The organism is Pantoea sp. X-Soil-YNGN-775 (genome assembly GCF_059730575.1).
Genome location: NZ_AP035945.1, coordinates 3,958,997 through 3,976,098 on the forward strand (window position 1 = coordinate 3,958,997; position 17,102 = coordinate 3,976,098).

Sequence of the window (17,102 nt, forward strand, 5' to 3'; positions counted from 1 at the left end):
CTTCGTCCATCCCTTTTCCGGAGGTCATATGCATCAACAAAACGCCTGTGGCTGCGGCTGCGGCAAACCGCGTGCCAGCCACGCCGCAGCCAAACCCCTGTGCCAGCTCCCTCAGTCCCGTCCCCTGACGCTCTCTATTCAGGCCGCGACTCCGGTCACGCCCGACAGCGCAGGCTGCTGCTGCGACAGTAACAGCAGCCCCGGCAACGACGCCGATGAGGAGAGTGACCGGCGACGCGTCGGCAGTCTCCCTTTTAGCTGGCAGGTCAGCGGGATGGATTGTCCCGGCTGCGCCCGCAGCATTGAAACCGCCGTTCAGCAGGTCGCGGGCGTCACCGAAGCGCGCGTCCTGTTCAGCAGTGAAAAACTGGTGGTCAATGCGGACAGCGACGTGCGGCAGGCGGTGGAGCAGGCGGTCAAAAAAGCTGGCTTCCGGCTCAGTACCCAGACCGAAACGACAGCCGATAGCCCACGCTGGCAGCATAACCGCATGCTGATTGCGCTGGCGCTGCTGGTGCTCGCCAGCAGCCTGCTCAGCCATTTCGCGCCGCTGTGGGGCGATCGCCTGTTTGTCGTCACCACCCTGGTCGGCCTGTTCCCGGTGGCTCGCAGCGCCTGGCAACGGCTGCGCAGCGGCTCGCCTTTCACTATCGAAACCCTGATGACGCTGGCCTCAGCGGGTGCGCTGATCATCGGTGCCCACGCTGAAGCAGCGATGGTGCTGGTACTGTTTCAGCTTGGCGAACAGCTCGAAAGCTATGCCGCCTCGCGGGCGCGCAGTGGCGTGACCCGTCTGATGGCGCTGCGGCCGGAATCGGCAATCCGACTTGAGCAGGGTCGTCGCAGCGAGGTGCCACTGGTTGCGCTGCAGCCCGGCGATCAGATTGAAGTGGCAGCCGGCAGCCGTCTGCCGGTCGATGGCCGCCTCATTACGCCGCTCGCCAGCTTTGATGAAAGTGCGTTAACCGGCGAGTCGCTGCCGGTAACACGCAACAGCGGCGAAAAAATACTGGCTGGTGCCACCAGCATTGACCGGCTGGTGACGCTGGAAGTGGTCTCGAAACCGGGCGAAAGCGCGATTGACCGGATACTGCAGCTGATTGAAGAAGCGGAAACCCACCGCGCCCCGGTTGAGCGCTTTATCGATCGGTTCAGCCGTCTCTATACGCCGCTGGTGATGCTGCTGTCGCTGCTGGTGATGGTGGTGCCTCCGCTGCTCGGCGCGGGAGAATGGCAGCCGTGGATCTACAAGGGCCTGACCTTACTGCTGATTGGCTGCCCCTGTGCGCTGGTGATCTCTACGCCAGCGGCGATTACCTCCGGGCTGGCTGCTGCCGCACGTCAGGGCGCGCTGATCAAAGGCGGTGCAGCCTTAGAACGTCTGAGTTCCCTGCGCATGATGGCGTTCGATAAAACCGGCACTCTGACCGTTGGCAAGCCGCAGCTCACCGGGATTCTGCGCTTTGGCGAGACCGGCGACGCGGAGATGCTGGCGCTCAGCGCGGCGGTTGAACAGGGCGCGACGCATCCGCTGGCCAGTGCGATTGTGGCGGCCGCTGAGGCACGTAAGCTGACCATCCCGGCCGCCCGCGATCAGCAGGTTCAGGCCGGATGTGGCATTACCGCGGTGGTCGATGGTCAGCCGATCCGGTTGCTGACGCCCGCGCAGATGACCGGACTGACGGTGCAGCAAACCGAACAGATTACCCAGCGTGAAGCGGCCGGTGAAACGGTGGTGGTGCTGACCCGCAATGGCGAGGCGCTGGGCGCGCTGGCCTTGCGCGATCAGCTGCGCAGCGATGCGATCGCCGCACTACAGGCGCTGAAAAAACTGGGCATTGAGAGCCTGATGCTGACCGGCGACAACCCGCGGTCCGCGGCAGCCATCGCCCGGCAGCTGGGCATTGAGTACCGTGCCAGCCTGCTGCCGGCCGATAAGGTGGCGGCGATAGCAGAACTGAGCCAGCAGCAGCCGCTGGCGATGGTCGGGGATGGCATTAATGATGCGCCAGCGATGAAAGCGGCGACGCTGGGGATCGCGATGGGCAGCGGCACCGACGTTGCGCTGGAGGCGGCCGATGCCGCGCTGACGCGCAATCAGCTCAGCAATCTGGCACCGATGATTGTGCTGGCGCGCCGTACGCGCCGCATCATTCGGCAGAACCTGACCATTGCGCTGGGGCTGAAGGCGGTATTTCTGGTCACGACCCTGCTGGGGCTGACCGGATTGTGGCTGGCGGTGCTGGCGGATTCCGGCGCAACGGCGCTGGTCACCGCTAACGCGCTGCGATTACTGCGCAACCGAAGCTGAAGACGAGCGGCCGGTCAGATGACGGGCCGCGCTGCCAATGGGCATCCAGCGTTACTCCGCCATGCCTTTCTGGATCAGGAACTGATACGGCAGGTTATCGGTCTGCTGTGCCAGCAGGCGATGCTCCATAAAGCGGCAGAAGCCGGGAATATCGCGGGTGGTGGCCGGATCGTCGGCAATGATCAACAGCGTATCGCCATCCTGCAGGCTGCGAACGGTTTTGCGCACCATCATCACCGGCTCCGGACAACGCAGGCCACGGGCATCCAGTTGATGGTCGGCAGAGGAAAAAGCATCGCTCATAATGGACTCGGTTCAGGGTTAGGGCGCTCATTCTAGCGCGTAGTGCCAATGACGCAAGGCGATAACGATTGCGCTAAAATTAACCATTGCATAAATAGCACAACGCGGTAAGATGCCGCCGCTTTTTGCTCATAAAACTGCCAGGCGCTGCCCGAACGGCGTCCCGCAATGGGTTCCCTCACCCCAACATTAAAAAGGTTGATTATGCTCGCATTCTCTTCGCGTCAGCGCATGCATGCGCTGTTCTGGTTATCGCTGTTTCACCTGCTGGTGATCACCTCCAGTAACTACCTGGTGCAGCTGCCGATTTCAATTTTCGGCTTCCACACCACCTGGGGCGCGTTCAGCTTCCCGTTTATCTTCCTGGCAACCGATCTGACCGTGCGCATCTTTGGCGCGCCGCTGGCCCGACGCATTATTCTGGCGGTGATGATCCCGGCGCTGTTTATCTCCTATGGTGTCTCGTCGCTGTTTTATCAGGGCGAATGGCAGGGCTGGGCAGCACTGGAACAGGTCAATCTGTTTGTCGCGCGTATCGCCTGTGCCAGTTTTATGGCTTACGCGCTGGGTCAGATCCTCGACGTTCACGTCTTCAACCGTCTGCGCGCCCTGCCGCAATGGTGGATCGCCCCGGGCTGCGCCATGTTCCTCGGCAACATCAGCGATACGCTGGCCTTTTTCTTCATCGCCTTTTATAAAAGCCCTGATGCGTTTATGGCCCAGCACTGGGTCGAGATTGCCCTGGTGGACTACAGCTTCAAAGTGCTGATCTGCATGGTGTTCTTCCTGCCGGCCTACGGCGTATTGCTCAATGCCGCGCTGAAACGGCTGGCTGAGCACCGTGCCACCAGCCAGATAAATTTCGGCTAACCCGCCATACCGGTTTACGCCATTACCCGCTAAGATCTGCTGACAATCATCAGGTTGCGTTTGCAACCTGATTCCTGTTGTATTAACGGCTGACTGGAAACTTAAAAAAGGGATTCTGATGCGCAACCTGGTGAAATATGTAGGAATGGGCTTACTGGTGCTCGGCTTAGCCGCCTGTGACCAGAAGAAAGATGACGCGGCGAATGACAACGGCGTCAGCGCCAGTCAGTCGGCGCAAACCGTAACGCTGATGGATGGCAAACTGAGCTTCTCGCTGCCGCCGGGCATGTCGGATAAGAGCGGTAAGCTTGGTTCGCAGACTACCAATATGCACGTGTATGCTGATGAAACCGGTGCGCGCGCGATTATTGTGATTGCCGGTGAGCCGACCAGCGATGGGCTGGACGTGCTGTCACAGCGTATGGAGCAGCAGCAGCGCAACCGCGATCCGCAACTGCAGGTGGTCTCGAACAAAGCGGTCACGCTGAAAGATCAGCCGGCACAGCAGCTGGATACGGTGATTTCTGCCAACAACCAGACTTCATGGTCATCGGTGATTCTGGCTAAAGTTGACGGCAAACTGGTGACGCTGCAGATTACTCTGCCAGGCGACAACCAGCAGCAGGCACAAAGCGATGCCGACAACATTGTAAAGAGTATTGCGCTGAAATAAGGCCGGGCGACCGCCCTGCTGGCTTGCGGCTTCCCCTCTCCGGGGAAGCCGGTTTATCTCACGGTTTCCCGCCTGCGCTTACAATCCTGCGTTCTCACGAATATATTTGCGCGCTTTCACCGCATATTCAAACGGGTTAGCCAGCGCCGGGTCCTGCTCCGCTTCCACCACCATCCAGCCTTTGTAGCCGTAATCGTCAAGGATTTTGAACACCGGTTTGAAATCGATCACGCCATCGCCCGGCACGGTGAAGGTGCCCTTTTTCACCCCTTCCAGGAAGGAGAGATGATTGTCGCGTACCTCGGCGACCACCTCGTCACGCACGTCTTTCAGATGAACGTGGAAGATACGCGGCAGATATTTTTCCAGCACCGCCAGCATCTTCTGCTGCGAGCCTTCAGAGTAATAGACGTGACCGGTGTCATACAGCAGGCCAACCTGATCGTCGGTCAGGGCCATAAAGCGGTCTATCTCTTCAGTCGTCTGAATACCGGTCCCCATATGATGATGCAGCGTGACCCGCATCCCCTTCTCAGCCGCAATCCGCGCCAGTTCGTTGTAACCTTCTGCCGTCAGCTGCCACTCTTCATCACTGAACACCGGTTTCTGCTCAAACACCGCCAGCGTGGTGCCCTGAATACTTTTGCTCTGTTCTGAACAGCCAATTACCCGCGCGCCCATCGCATGCAGGAAGTTCATGTGGTTAATGAACTCGTCGATGGTTTTGGCTTTGTCGCCGTTGGCAAAAAAGGTGCTGAACCAGGCGTTGCATATCTCAATGCCGCGAATGTCGAGCATCGGTTTCAGGATCGCCGGATCGCGCGGATATTTACTGCCGACTTCGCTGCCGGTAAACCCGGCCAGCGCCATCTCACTCACCGTCTGCTGGAAGGTGTTCTCACTGCCGAGATCCGGCATGTCATCGTTGGTCCAGCCAATCGGGGCGATAGCCAGTTTTACATGGTCTTTGTTCATCATTTTATTCCTGAGCCGGGGCGGTCATCCCGCCGGACTGTGCTGAATTAAGAGTAGAAAGCAGGACGTGGCGGCATCTCTACCGTTTCAATCGCACCGCTGTTTTGCGCTTTGATACAGGCATCGGCGGCCACTGAGGCGGCAAAGCCATCCCAGGCAGACGGACCGGTCAGCGTGCCCGCTTTCACGTCATTGATGAACGCCTGCAGCTCCACGTCATACGCTTCGATAAACCGATCTTTCCAGTCAACCAGAATGGTGTTCGACAGTCGGGCATCTTTACGCAGCTGCACCGACGACGGCTCAGGCAACCGGGCAATGCCCTCTTCCCCGACCACTTCGCACTGGATGTCATAGCCATAGGCGCAGTTGACGAAGATCTCGACGTCGATGCGCACCCCTTTCTGGGTTTCAAACAGCACAATCTGCGGATCTTTCAGCTGGGCATGGGATTTTGAGGTAACGCGCGGGAACACCACCTGCACCGTTTTATAATCGTCATTGGTCAGCCAGCGCAGCACGTCCAGTTCGTGGATCAGCGTGTTGGTGATCGCCATGGGCGTGGTGTAATTTTCCGGCACCGTCGGGTTTCGGTGCGCGCAGTGCAGCATCAGCGGCTCGCCGATATCCCCGTCGGTAATCACTTTTTTCAGCGCGCGATAGCCGGCATCGTAAGGCCGCATAAAGCCGACCTGCACCAGCCGTTTGCCGGCCTGAATTTCAGCGTCAACCACCCGGCGGCAGCCTTCGGCGCTCATCGCCAGCGGCTTTTCGCAGAACACCGGTTTGCCGGCGGCAATCGCAGCTAAGGTGAACTCTTCATGGGTCGGGTCCCATGACGTCACCAGCACCGCATCGACGTTTGGCGACTGGATCACGTCATGTCCGTTCTGAAACACTTCCGCCTCGATGTTCAGGCGCTGCAGCGCGGCGCGCGCGCCGTCAACGTTGATATCCGAGACGGCAACCACCTGCGCGCCCTGCAACACGTGATTGCAGCGGCGAATATGTTCCTGACCAATTGCACCGGTACCGATGACGCCAAGTTTCAAAGTCATAATTACACCTGTGTAGGGTTCGTGCTGAGATAAGAGGAAAGGGGCCGGGATCCGGCCCTGAAATTAGTATTTACGCGCCTGATCCAGATGAGTTTTCAGCTTGTCTGCTACCGCCTGAACCCGTTCAGAATCGGAGGCCTGCGCGACGCCAACGTGCCACCAGCTGAAATATTTGTGGATCATGGTTTTTGGCAGCACTTTGATATCAATAAGCGTGGAAACGGTCTGCGTTCTGGCATCTTCCAGCGCGGCTTTTAACTGCTCCAGCGTGGTGACGCGGTAGGTTTTACAGCCGTAACCTGCCGCGATGGCGGCGAAATCAACCGGCACGAAACCGCCGTCCAGCTTGCCGCCTTCCGGATTACGGAAGCGGAACTCGGTGGTAAAGCTGTCCATCCCGTGTTCCATTTGCAGGTTATTGATGCAGCCGTTGGTCATGTTATCCAGCAGCACCACGTTGATCTTCGCCCCTTCCTGAATCGAGGTCACCAGCTCGGAATGCAGCATCATGAAAGAGCCGTCGCCGACCAGCGCATAGACTTCACGCTGCGGCTGCGCCAGTTTTGCGCCCAGCGCGGCGTTAACTTCATAACCCATACAGGAGTAGCCGTACTCTACGTGATAGGCGTTGTAATCTTTGGTGCGCCAGACGCGCTGCAGATCGCCGGGCAGGCTGCCTGCCGCCGCAACAATCACCGCCTCTTTGGGTAACTGTTCGTTCAGCGTGCCGAGCACGCTGCTTTGCGTCAGGACTGACTGAGTCAGGCGGTTAAACTCGGCGAACACCGCGTCACGATCGAGATGGTCAGCAATCTCCGGCACAAAGTCCTGTTGGTGATACTCCACCTGATAGACACGCTGAGTCTCTTTCAGCAGTTTGCTCTGCGCCTGCTCAATCTGGCTGCCCCAGTCGTTACTGTAATGCTGTGACGCCAGCGCAGCGGTCAACGCGGTCAGCCCTTCACGGGCATCGGCCAGCAGCTGTACGCCATCCAGCTTGTAGCTGTCGAAATTGCTGACGTTGATATTGAGGAAGCTGACGTCCGGATTCTGGAAAATCCATTTCGAGGCGGTGGTAAAGTCGGTGTAACGGGTACCAATGCCGATGACTAAATCGGCCTCTTTTGCCAGCAGGTTCGCCGCCAGACAGCCGGTTTCACCGACGCCGCCGACGTTAAGCGGATGGTCAGAGATCACCGTGCCTTTGCCGGCCTGCGTTTCGGCAAACGGAATCTGATAACGCTCGGCGAACTGGCGCAGCGCCTCGCCCGCTTCAGAGTATTTAACCCCGCCGCCACAGACGATCAGCGGTTTGCGCTTACGGCCGATCAGCGTCAGGGCATCGGCCAGCTGCGCCGCAACCGGCAGACGCCGATCCAGTCGGTGCACCCGCTTCTGGAAGAAATAGTCCGGGTAATCCCAGGCTTCACCCTGCACATCCTGCGGCAGTGACAGCGTTACCGCGCCGGTTTCGGCCGGATCGGTCAGTACGCGCAGGGCATTAATGCAGGCCGACATCAGCTGTTCCGGACGGCTGACGCGGTCCCAGTATTTGCTGACGGCCCGGAAAGCGTCGTTGGTGCTGATGCTGAGATCGTAGCTCTGCTCAATCTGCTGCAAAACCGGATCGGGCTGGCGGGTAGCGAACACATCGCCAGGCAGCAGCAGCAGCGGAATACGGTTCGCGGTGGCGGTGGCGGCCGCGGTAATCATATTGGCGGCACCCGGTCCGACTGACGAGCTGCAGGCGATAATCTGACGACGCAGTGACTGTTTCGCAAAGCCGGTGGCAGCATGCGCCATGCCCTGCTCATTGCGACCCTGATACACCACCAGATCGCCGCTGTCCTGCTCCAGCGCCTGTCCCATCCCCAGTACGTTGCCATGACCGAAAATGGCAAAGATGCCTTTTACAAACTTTGTCTCAACGCCATCAACATCAATGTATTGATTATCAAGAAATTTAACCAGCGCCTGTGCAGTGGTCAGTCTGATTGTGCCCATATGCTCTTCCTTTACATGCTGGTGGTACCTGACTCCGGTACAACGCGCCAGGCGAAGTCATACAGCGGAAAAGGCGACCGGTATAATTGAAACGTGAGGCGATTATAAACAAATATATTTTTCATAAAATACAATTACAGAAGAAACATTTCATTTTGCGAGTGAGATCAAATTTAGTGACGCTGCCGGGGCTGGCAGGCGATCCGGGTCGGGAAAACTGGAACGTTTTACGGACATCATAGAACGATGAAAAAATTCATTTCACTTCAGTAGCTTCCTCTGTTAGCAAGGAGATTCCTGCGATCTCTCTCACAACCCTGATATGCCGGGCACCGCCAGCCTGCTTACGACTATCGCTGAGCGGGATCAGGAGTTTTACCTGGTTCACAAAATCGCGATGGATATTTCATTTCATATTGAACTTGGAATTTTTATTCCTCATACTGCCCTCATAGCCAATCAGGCACCTATAGACCCGGAAGCAAACCGCGCGTCGTCGGGCTTTTTGCCCGCAGTGTCTGCTAATCACAGAAGGAAACCACAGGTATGAGTACACAACAGAAGCGGCTTGATGTGATTTGTATCGGGCGCATCGCCGTCGATTTTTATGGTCAGCAGATCGGGGCGCGGCTGGAGGATGTCACCTCATTCGCCAAATATCTGGGCGGTTCCTCCGGCAACGTCGCCTATGGCACCGCGATTCAGGGGCTGAAATCGGCGATGCTGGCGCGGGTGGGAGATGAGCACAATGGTCGCTTTCTGCGCGAAGAGCTGCAGCGCGTCGGCTGTAATACCGATGCCTTAATCACCGACGAAAAACGCCTGACCGGCATGGTGATCCTCGGTATTAAAGATGAAGAGACTTTTCCGCTGATTTTCTACCGTGATAACTGCGCCGATATGGGCCTGGTGCCGGACGACGTGCAGGAAGATTTTATCGCCTCTTCGCGCGCAGTCGCGGTGACCGGCACCCACTTATCTCACCCGCAGACCCGCGAAGCGGTGCTGAAAGCGCTGGATATTGCCCGCCGCAACGGCCTGCGCACCGCGCTGGACATCGATTATCGTCCGGTGCTGTGGGGACTGACCTCGCTCGGCGATGGTGAAACCCGTTTCATTGAATCGTCGCAGGTGACGCAGCAGCTACAGGAAGTGGTGCATTATTTCGATTTAATCGTCGGTACCGAAGAAGAGTTTCATATTGCCGGTGGCAGCACCGATACGCTGACCGCCCTGAAGAACGTGCGTCAGGCCAGTCAGGCGACGCTGGTCTGCAAACGCGGTCCGCTGGGCTGCGTGGTGTTTGAAGGTGAGATCCCGGATAGCTGGGAACAGACCCGGCTGCACAGCGGGGTGCAGGTCGAAGTGTTAAACGTGCTGGGCGCAGGCGATGCGTTTATGTCCGGCCTGCTGCGTGGCTGGCTGAACGATGAGGGCTGGGAACAGGCGTGTCGCTACGCCAACGCCTGCGGCGCACTGGTGGTGTCACGCCATGGCTGCGCGCCCGCCATGCCGACCAAAGCGGAGCTGGATGATTTTCTGAGTCGCGATAATGAGGTGAAACGGCCCGATCTCGACAGCCGCCTTAACCATCTGCACCGCGTGACCACCCGCAAACAGCAGTGGCCGGAACTGAACGTGTTCGCCTTTGACCATCGCAAACAGTTGGTGGACATGGCGCGCGAAGCGGGCGTTGATGACAGCAAAATTCCACAGCTAAAACTGCTGCTGCTGAAAGCGGCCGAGGAAGCGGCGCAAACCGCCGGGCTGGAGAACAAAAGCGGTATTCTGGCGGATACCACTTACGGCCAGAAAGCGCTGAATGCGATTACCGGTAAACAGTGGTGGATTGGTCGCCCGATTGAACTGCCGGGTTCGCGCCCGCTGCGGCTGGAACATGGCAACATCGGCTCACAGCTAATCGACTGGCCAGCCGAACACGTGGTGAAATGCCTGGTATTTTATCATCCGCACGACAGCGCCGAACTGCGTAAAGAGCAGGATGAGCAGGTTCTGGATGTCTGGAACGGCTGTAACAAAAGTGGCCATGAACTGCTGCTGGAAGTGATTTTGCCGGAGAGCAACCCGGATCGTAATGAAGGTTACTATTTTGATATTCTCAGCCACTTCTACAGCCTCGGCATTCAGCCGGACTGGTGGAAACTGCCGCCGCTGTCGGCCGAAAGCTGGCAGGCGATCAGCGGATTGATCGAACAGCAGGACCCGCACTGCCGCGGCATTCTGCTACTCGGTCTGGACGCACCGGAAGAGCAGCTCAAAGCCGGTTTCGCCGCTGCGGCAAAAGCGCCATGGGTAAAAGGATTTGCCGTCGGCCGGACGATTTTTGGTCAGCCATCGCGTCAGTGGTTACAGGGCGAGCTGGACGATCAGTCGCTGATCGACACCGTAAAAGGTAATTACCTGCGGCTGATTGAGTACTGGCGCGCCGCCCGCGCCTGATGCAGCCCGCCAGACGCCATCCTCAGGCCTGAGGATGGCTTTTTTATATCTCCCACCGTTATTCTTCTGCTCATCCGCCCTGCTATCCTCACTCTCATCTCCCTGACCGTCGCGAATCCGCGCCGTTTCCTGCTCGCGCGCCACCGGTTGACTCTTCAGCTGGCCGCGTCGGGACATTCTGTGAAGCAATTCATAAAGCCATGAAATAAACCGCTCTGTTGACGCAAACAAATGAAATTTTCCATCCATCTGGTACTATAGCGCTCATTATCCAGCCATTATTCTTATTACACGGGCAGAAGTAATGACCAATAATCCCACCCAACTTTCTTTATTGCAGGACGATATTCGTCGCCGCTACGAAACGCTGAGCAAACGTCTTAAACAGGTTGCGCGTTACATTCTTGATAACAGCAATAGCATTGCCTTTGATACCGTGGCCTCTATCGCCCAGCAGGCTGATGTTCCGCCATCAACCCTGATTCGCTTTGCCAACGCCTTTGGCTTTAGCGGCTTCAACGAAATGAAACAGGTTTTTCGTCAGCACCTGATGGAAGAGACGGTTAACTACACTGAACGCGCCCGTCTGTTCCGCCAGACCTCAACCGATGACAGCGCCAGTGCGCCCGAAAGCCCGGCTGAGATCCTCAACGTGTTTACCATGGTTAACAGCCAGGCGTTACAACAGCTGGCGATGCAGGTTAATCCGGAGCAGCTGAACAAAGCGGTGAAGTTGCTGAACGAGGCCGAGAATATCTATGTGATTGGCCTGCGCCGTTCTTTCAGCGTTGCCTCTTATCTGGTGTATGCGCTGCGCCATCTTGAGCGTCGGGCCTTCCTGATCGACGGCCTCGGCGGCATGTTTACCGAACAGCTCAGCCTGGTGAATCCTAAAGATGTGGTGATTGCCATCAGCTATTCGCCGTATGCGCGTGAAGCGGTTGAAGTGGTTGAAATGGGTGCCAAGCGCGGTGCGCATCAGATCGCCATCACCGACAGCCAGGTCAGCCCACTGGCCGCCTTCAGCGACGTCTGTTTTGTGGTGCGTGAAGCGCAGGTAGATGGCTTCCGGTCGCAGGTTGCATCACTTTGTCTGGCGCAGACGCTGGCAGTATCACTGGCACTGAACAATGCGGAAACGCCCTGATTCAGGCAATTAAAAAAGGCAGCCAACATGCTGCCTTTTTTATTGGTCGGCGGTGAGCTGAGTCACCGCCAGCGGTGGAGCGGTTATGACTGACGCGGATAGTCGTCGCTGTTGACCCAGGCGTGATCTTTCTCCCAGGTAAACTTCCACAGCCGCACCGGTCCGGCCATCACGTTCAGGTAGTAGTTGTTGTAACCCGCCAGCGTCGCCACCGGATGATAGCCACGCGGCACCATCACCACATCGCGATTGTAGGGCGCCATGCAGGCGTCCAGCGAGCGATCGTCGGTGTAAACCCGCTGCATGGCGAAGCCCGGTTCCGGATCGAAACGGTGATAATAGGTCTCTTCCAGATAGGTTTCGTCTTCGCTCTCTTCCTGATCGTGCTTATGGCTGGGATAAGAGCTGGTATCGCCCTCATTGGTATAGACTTCCACCACCAGCAAGCTGTCAGCCGGTTTATTATCCGGCAGAATATTGTGAACCAGCCGCTGGTTACGCCCTTTCCCGCGATGCTCAACCCCGACATCTTCCGGCGCAATCAGCCGCGCAGGCAGATTACCGTGACCCGGCGCGCTACAGACCGCCAGTTCCAGATCGCTGTCGGCCTGCACCTCGACTTCATCGTCATGCGGGACATAGACTGACCACGGCGGCACGCGTTCAAACGGCGACATGCGCTTTCCGATGCCAGGGAATTCTGCATGGCGGGTTTTCACCGAGGCCAGCCCGGCGACTAACACCAGGCACAGCTCTTTATCACCGCTGCTGAGACGCAGGGTTTCACCTTTTTTCAGCAGATAAGCGTCGAAGCCAACATAACGCCAGCCAGCGCGCTCCGGTGTGACATGCTGAATACGGCCCTGGCTATCAGGTGCTTGTGCTTTCGAAAGTAAAGACATCCCATTCCTCCTCTCTGCATGATGGATGCGTTCGCCGCCGCAGTAGCCCGGATTTAACCAGGCGCCTGAAACCGCTAACCGGCAGGCCATTGTAATGCAGCCTGCCGGTCGGGCATCTCAAACAGAGTTCATTGAATTAACTTAGCGTAGGCATACTGAATTCTGAAACGGTCTGCTGACCCGCTGGCCAGCGCACCGTGGCGGTTTTCATTCGGGTGTAGAAACGCACACCGTCCGGACCGTGGACGTTAAGCGCGCCGAACACCGAACGCTTCCAGCCACCAAAGCTGTGGAAAGCCATCGGCACCGGAACCGGCACGTTTACCCCGACCATGCCGGCTTCAACGTTCTGAACAAATTCACGCGCGGTGTTGCCGTTGCTGGTGAAAATGGCGCTGCCGTTGCCGAACTCATGGCTGTTAACCAGCTGCAGCGCGCTGTCGTAGTCTGGCGCACGCATGATGCTCAGCACCGGGCCAAAAATCTCTTCACGCCAGATCACCATCTCAGAGGTGACGTTATCAAACAGCGTGCCGCCGACGTAGTAACCTTCGGCGTGACCGGCTACCTGAATCGTGCGGCCATCCACCACCAGCTTCGCGCCTTCCTGCTCGCCTTTATCGATGTAGCCGAGCACTTTCTTCTGATGCGCCGCCGAAACCACCGGCCCCATCTCATTCTCTTCAGCGCCTTTATTGATGCCAGGCCCGACACGCAGCGCTTTCACCAGCGGCGTCAGGCGGGCAATCAGTTTGTCAGCCGTATCATCACCGACCGCGACCACCACCGGCAGCGCCATGCAGCGCTCGCCCGCAGAGCCAAACGCGCCGCCCATAATGGCGTTCACGGTGGCATCCAGATCGGCGTCCGGCATTACGATGGCGTGGTTTTTGGCGGCGCCAAACGCCTGGACTCGCTTACCGTGGGCGCTGGCCGTTTTGTAGATGTGTTCTGCTACGCCGGATGAACCGACAAAGCTCACCGCCGCGATGCGCGGATCTTTGTACAACTGTTCAGCATCTTCATTTGAGCTGTGTACCACATTAAATACGCCATCTGGCAGACCCGCTTCGGTAAGCAGTTCCGCCATGCGGACCGCGGCAGACGGATCGAGCGCCGGCGGCTTCAGGACGAAGGTATTGCCGCAGGCAAGCGCGATCGGGAACATCCACAGCGGTACCATCGCCGGGAAGTTGAACGGCGTGATGCCCGCCACGACGCCGACCGGCTGCATCAGCGAGTAGCTGTCAACGCCACTGCCGACATTCGGTGAGTATTCCCCTTTCAGCAGGTGCGGGATACCGCAGGCAAACTCAATCACCTCAATGCCGCGGGTCAGTTCACCCAGCGCATCAGACCAGACTTTGCCATGTTCGGAGACAATCAGCGCCGCCAGTTCATCGCGATGTTGTTCCATCAGCGCTTTGAAGTTGAACAGCACACGGGCACGGCGCAGCGGTGAGGTTTTTGACCAGGCCGGGAAGGCGTTGTGCGCAACCTCAATCGCATGAGCCACTTCGTCAGCAGTACTCTGCGTCAGTTCACGTACCACTTTTCCGGTTGCCGGATCGTAAACCGGGATAGTTTCGTTGCTGGCGCTGAAGGTGGTTTTACCGCCAATAAAGTTTCCTGTGATAGTCATGATGTTGCCTCTTTAAATGGTTAAGTTCCCTGCAGACTTACTGTGCGGCCTCTGTACGGCCTGTCCCGCAGCCTGATCAGGCAAACCTGAAAGCGTGCTATGAAACTATTACAGTGGAACAAATTTTTCAAATGGATATTTTTAGAAAATTTCCTTTTAGCGGCACAGATCGCATTTTTTTGGTCCCCCGGCCGATGCCCCTGCAAATCGGGCCAGCGCCAGTCTGTCAGGCTCTTTACGGCCGTTGACAAATCCGTTCGGCAGGCAAAAAGGCGACGTTTCTTGCAGGCGAGATCCACTTTTACCGGTCCGCAGTGAAACGGAATATGAAATTAATGCGAGGCTGATCTAATAATTACCATTTCATAATTCATAAATAATGAAATAAATGTTCTCTTTAGCCCTATCTTCCTCTTCCCTGTCACCGGAGTCGCAGCATGGCCATCGATCCCACCCGCTTCTGTATTAATCGCAAAATCGCGCCCCGTCTCTCACTGGAGGCTTTTTTCCAGCTGGTCCAGCGCCTGGGGCTGAGCAAGGTAGAGCTGCGTAATGATATGCCGGGCGGCAGGGTCACTGACGGCCTCACTGCTGAACAGCTGCGCGCGCTGACCGACAAATACCACATTGATATCGTCACCATTAATGCCCTCTATCCTTTTAACCGCATTGATGACGATCTGCTGACCCGGGCGGAAGCATTGTTACAGCAGGCGAAACGGATTGGTGCCCGCGCGCTGGTGATGTGCCCGCTGAATGAGGGCATCGACATATCGCCGCAGCAGACCGTGGCGGCAATGCAGCAGCTGGCTCCGCGCTTTGCCCATTATGGCATTCAGGGGCTGGTCGAGCCGCTGGGGTTTCCGGTCAGCTCACTGCGTTCGGCTGTGCAGGCACAGCAGCTGATTGCTGAGGCCGCGGTGCCGTTTAAGCTGGTGCTGGATACCTTCCATCATCATCTGTATGAGCAGGCTGAACAGGAGTTTTCGCTGGGCATTGATGTTGAGCAAATCGGGCTGGTGCATCTCTCTGGAGTGGAAGATCTGCGCCCGACGGCGGAACTGACTGATGAGGAACGGGTGATGTTAAGCGACAGTGATGTCCTGAACAGCGTGGTGCAGGTCAAACGGCTGGAGATGCTGGGTTATAAGGGAATTTACGCGTTTGAACCGTTCTCCAGCCAGCTGGATAGCTGGACGCCGGCTGAGATTGAACGCCAGATTCGTTACAGTATCGAACTGCTGCAGGCCTGAACCTGCGCGTCACCTGTCACCGCGCGAACACAGCCTTAAACATAGTCCTGAACATAGTCTTATCTGTGTCTGAAAAGACGTTTGGCCCCGGTCGGGGCCTTTTTTTATCCCTGATGCGGCTCTGTGGCCGGTTGCCTGAACTGCAGACGCAGCGTGCAGACGCATGCCAGACAGACCAGCAGTGCCGTCAGCAGGTAAACCTGAGAAACCCCGGCATAGCTCATGATCAGCCCGGCAATCGGCCCGGTAATGCCAAGCGACAGATCCATAAAGGCGGTGTAGGTTGCCAGCGCGCTACCCTGATTTTGCTGCGGCACCACTTTCACTGCCACCACCCCCAGCGCCGGGAACACCAGCGAGAAACCGGCACCGGTGAGAAAGGCACCCGCTTTGGCCATCCACGGATCGCCAGCGGCGGCCACCAGAAACAGCCCGATCGCTTCCACCGCCAGACAGAGACTGGCAACCCGCAAACCGCCGTGCCGGTTGATGGCGTTCGGAAACAACAGCCGCGCCCCGACGAAAGCCCCGCTGAACAGCGACAGCGCAAAGGCGGCACCTTCCCAGCCTTTATCCTGATAAAACAGAGTAATAAAGGTAGCAATCACGCCGAAACCGGCAGAGCCCATCGCCAGAATCGCGCCGAAGCCAGCGATTTTCCCCAGTACCGCGCGAAACGGCAGCGGTCTGGCTTTACTGCCTTTGACGGCCGGGCGCGGCAGTGCCCCGGCAATCCCCACCAGACAAATGGCGATGATAATCCCCGACAGCCACAGCAGTCCGCCGAGTCGGTAGATTAGCACGCCGAGCGGCGCGCCAATTGCCATCGCGCCATAGGTGACGATGCCATTCCATGAAATCACCCGGCCAATGTGCAACGAACCGACCCGCGCCACGCCCCACAGTGAAGTGCCGGTGCCGGTGAAACTCTGCCCGACCCCGAGGATCAACCGGCCGATGCACAATAACGTCAGGCTCAGCAGCGGACTGTCGAGCGTCAGCGCCGCCAGCAGGATACAGACGCCGCTGATCAGACAACCCACCAGCCCGATCACCACCACTTTCTTGGGTCCCCAGAGATCGGCATAGCGTCCGGCATGCGGCCGGCTCAGTAATGTCGCCACATACTGCAGGCTGATCACTAACCCGGCCCAGAAGGCGCTGAAGCCGAGAGTGTCGTGCACCCAGCCCGGCAGAATCGCCAGTGGCAGACCAATAGTGAGATAACTGGCAAAGTTATAGATCACGATAGAGAGGATCAGCAGAGAAATTTTTACGCTACCGGATGCGGTAGTCGGCTCCGCTGCAGGTTGGTCAGGCATCAGTCCTCACGTGCGTAGTTAGCTGAAAGGTAACGGTTAACTGTTAACTATACCCGCTTTCACCGACAACGCATCCCGGCAGCGATCGGTGGTTGTCATTTTTGTCATCCACGCTAACGCTGCCAATGTCGGGTCAGGGCGATCGGGTTTTTATCGGCTGGCGTACCAGAGATTATGATGGA

Annotated in this window: 13 protein-coding genes; 6 read left to right on the forward strand and 7 right to left on the reverse strand. The window is 57.6% G+C overall.

Annotated features, from left to right (window positions below; genetic code table 11):
• The first annotated feature begins 28 nt into the window (after positions 1-28).
• Entirely contained in the window at positions 29-2,311 is a 2,283-nt protein-coding gene (locus tag AC6I8I_RS18655; protein ID WP_497828176.1) for a zinc/cadmium/mercury/lead-transporting ATPase, read from the forward strand.
• Positions 2,312-2,362: 51 nt separating this feature from the next.
• Here the strand turns inward: AC6I8I_RS18655 and tusA are convergent, their stop codons facing one another.
• Positions 2,363-2,614, reverse strand: a complete 252-nt coding sequence (gene tusA, locus AC6I8I_RS18660; RefSeq protein WP_031375242.1) for a sulfurtransferase TusA — start codon at positions 2,612-2,614, stop codon at positions 2,363-2,365.
• Between the two features lie 204 nt (positions 2,615-2,818).
• Here tusA and AC6I8I_RS18665 point away from each other — a divergent pair, with 204 nt between their 5' ends.
• Positions 2,819-3,484: a 7-cyano-7-deazaguanine/7-aminomethyl-7-deazaguanine transporter gene (locus AC6I8I_RS18665; RefSeq protein ID WP_497828177.1), complete on the forward strand. Its 666-nt coding sequence runs from the start codon at positions 2,819-2,821 to the stop codon at positions 3,482-3,484.
• Between the two features lie 118 nt (positions 3,485-3,602).
• Positions 3,603-4,157: a DcrB family lipoprotein gene (locus AC6I8I_RS18670; protein WP_031375244.1), complete on the forward strand. Its 555-nt coding sequence runs from the start codon at positions 3,603-3,605 to the stop codon at positions 4,155-4,157.
• A gap of 78 nt (positions 4,158-4,235) precedes the next feature.
• Here AC6I8I_RS18670 and iolE read toward each other — a convergent pair whose 3' ends face one another.
• From iolE to iolD, 3 genes are all read right to left on the reverse strand, one after another.
• Positions 4,236-5,132, reverse strand: coding sequence for a myo-inosose-2 dehydratase (iolE, locus tag AC6I8I_RS18675; protein WP_312054426.1), 897 nt, complete (start codon positions 5,130-5,132; stop codon positions 4,236-4,238).
• 47 nt (positions 5,133-5,179) lie between these two features.
• Positions 5,180-6,190 carry a bifunctional inositol 2-dehydrogenase/D-chiro-inositol 1-dehydrogenase gene (iolG, locus tag AC6I8I_RS18680; protein ID WP_497828178.1) on the reverse strand — a complete coding sequence of 337 codons (1,011 nt, stop codon included), beginning with the start codon at positions 6,188-6,190 and terminating at the stop codon, positions 5,180-5,182.
• Positions 6,191-6,253: 63 nt separating this feature from the next.
• Positions 6,254-8,194, reverse strand: coding sequence for a 3D-(3,5/4)-trihydroxycyclohexane-1,2-dione acylhydrolase (decyclizing) (iolD, locus tag AC6I8I_RS18685; RefSeq protein WP_497828179.1), 1,941 nt, complete (start codon positions 8,192-8,194; stop codon positions 6,254-6,256).
• Positions 8,195-8,740: 546 nt separating this feature from the next.
• On the opposite strand from iolD, the gene AC6I8I_RS18690 reads away from it, so the two are divergent.
• Together AC6I8I_RS18690 and AC6I8I_RS18695 are read left to right on the forward strand one after the other, a co-directional pair.
• Positions 8,741-10,654, forward strand: a complete 1,914-nt coding sequence (locus AC6I8I_RS18690) for a bifunctional 5-dehydro-2-deoxygluconokinase/5-dehydro-2-deoxyphosphogluconate aldolase (RefSeq protein ID WP_312758835.1) — start codon at positions 8,741-8,743, stop codon at positions 10,652-10,654.
• Positions 10,655-10,958: 304 nt separating this feature from the next.
• Entirely contained in the window at positions 10,959-11,801 is an 843-nt protein-coding gene (locus AC6I8I_RS18695) for a MurR/RpiR family transcriptional regulator (RefSeq protein WP_046289370.1), read from the forward strand.
• Between the two features lie 83 nt (positions 11,802-11,884).
• Here AC6I8I_RS18695 and iolB read toward each other — a convergent pair whose 3' ends face one another.
• Both iolB and AC6I8I_RS18705 read right to left on the reverse strand, forming a co-directional pair.
• Positions 11,885-12,703 (reverse strand): 5-deoxy-glucuronate isomerase, encoded by an 819-nt coding sequence (gene iolB / locus AC6I8I_RS18700; protein WP_312054256.1) that lies wholly within the window; start codon positions 12,701-12,703, stop codon positions 11,885-11,887.
• A gap of 136 nt (positions 12,704-12,839) precedes the next feature.
• The gene (locus AC6I8I_RS18705; RefSeq protein ID WP_312054254.1) at positions 12,840-14,345 is read right to left on the reverse strand and encodes a CoA-acylating methylmalonate-semialdehyde dehydrogenase; all 1,506 of its coding nucleotides are present in this window, start codon (positions 14,343-14,345) and stop codon (positions 12,840-12,842) included.
• A gap of 437 nt (positions 14,346-14,782) precedes the next feature.
• Here AC6I8I_RS18705 and AC6I8I_RS18710 point away from each other — a divergent pair, with 437 nt between their 5' ends.
• A complete protein-coding gene (locus AC6I8I_RS18710; RefSeq protein WP_497828180.1) occupies positions 14,783-15,598 on the forward strand; it encodes a TIM barrel protein in 816 nt (271 codons plus the stop codon).
• Between the two features lie 104 nt (positions 15,599-15,702).
• On the opposite strand, the gene AC6I8I_RS18715 is transcribed toward AC6I8I_RS18710, so the two are convergent.
• Positions 15,703-16,920: an MFS transporter gene (locus AC6I8I_RS18715; protein ID WP_312054250.1), complete on the reverse strand. Its 1,218-nt coding sequence runs from the start codon at positions 16,918-16,920 to the stop codon at positions 15,703-15,705.
• Between the last annotated feature and the right edge of the window lie 182 nt (positions 16,921-17,102).

Bases quoted from the DNA above. Each gene is read 5' to 3' on its own strand.
- AC6I8I_RS18665 (WP_497828177.1), top strand. From the start codon at position 2,819: ATGCTCGCATTCTCTTCGCGTCAGCGCATGCATGCGCTGTTCTGGTTA.
- AC6I8I_RS18710 (WP_497828180.1), top strand. From the start codon at position 14,783: ATGGCCATCGATCCCACCCGCTTCTGTATTAATCGCAAAATCGCGCCC.
- iolD (WP_497828179.1), bottom strand. From the start codon at position 8,194: ATGGGCACAATCAGACTGACCACTGCACAGGCGCTGGTTAAATTTCTT.
- AC6I8I_RS18715 (WP_312054250.1), bottom strand. From the start codon at position 16,920: ATGCCTGACCAACCTGCAGCGGAGCCGACTACCGCATCCGGTAGCGTA.
- AC6I8I_RS18690 (WP_312758835.1), top strand. From the start codon at position 8,741: ATGAGTACACAACAGAAGCGGCTTGATGTGATTTGTATCGGGCGCATC.
- tusA (WP_031375242.1), bottom strand. From the start codon at position 2,614: ATGAGCGATGCTTTTTCCTCTGCCGACCATCAACTGGATGCCCGTGGC.
- iolB (WP_312054256.1), bottom strand. From the start codon at position 12,703: ATGTCTTTACTTTCGAAAGCACAAGCACCTGATAGCCAGGGCCGTATT.
- AC6I8I_RS18705 (WP_312054254.1), bottom strand. From the start codon at position 14,345: ATGACTATCACAGGAAACTTTATTGGCGGTAAAACCACCTTCAGCGCC.
- AC6I8I_RS18695 (WP_046289370.1), top strand. From the start codon at position 10,959: ATGACCAATAATCCCACCCAACTTTCTTTATTGCAGGACGATATTCGT.
- AC6I8I_RS18655 (WP_497828176.1), top strand. From the start codon at position 29: ATGCATCAACAAAACGCCTGTGGCTGCGGCTGCGGCAAACCGCGTGCC.
- iolG (WP_497828178.1), bottom strand. From the start codon at position 6,190: ATGACTTTGAAACTTGGCGTCATCGGTACCGGTGCAATTGGTCAGGAA.
- AC6I8I_RS18670 (WP_031375244.1), top strand. From the start codon at position 3,603: ATGCGCAACCTGGTGAAATATGTAGGAATGGGCTTACTGGTGCTCGGC.
- iolE (WP_312054426.1), bottom strand. From the start codon at position 5,132: ATGAACAAAGACCATGTAAAACTGGCTATCGCCCCGATTGGCTGGACC.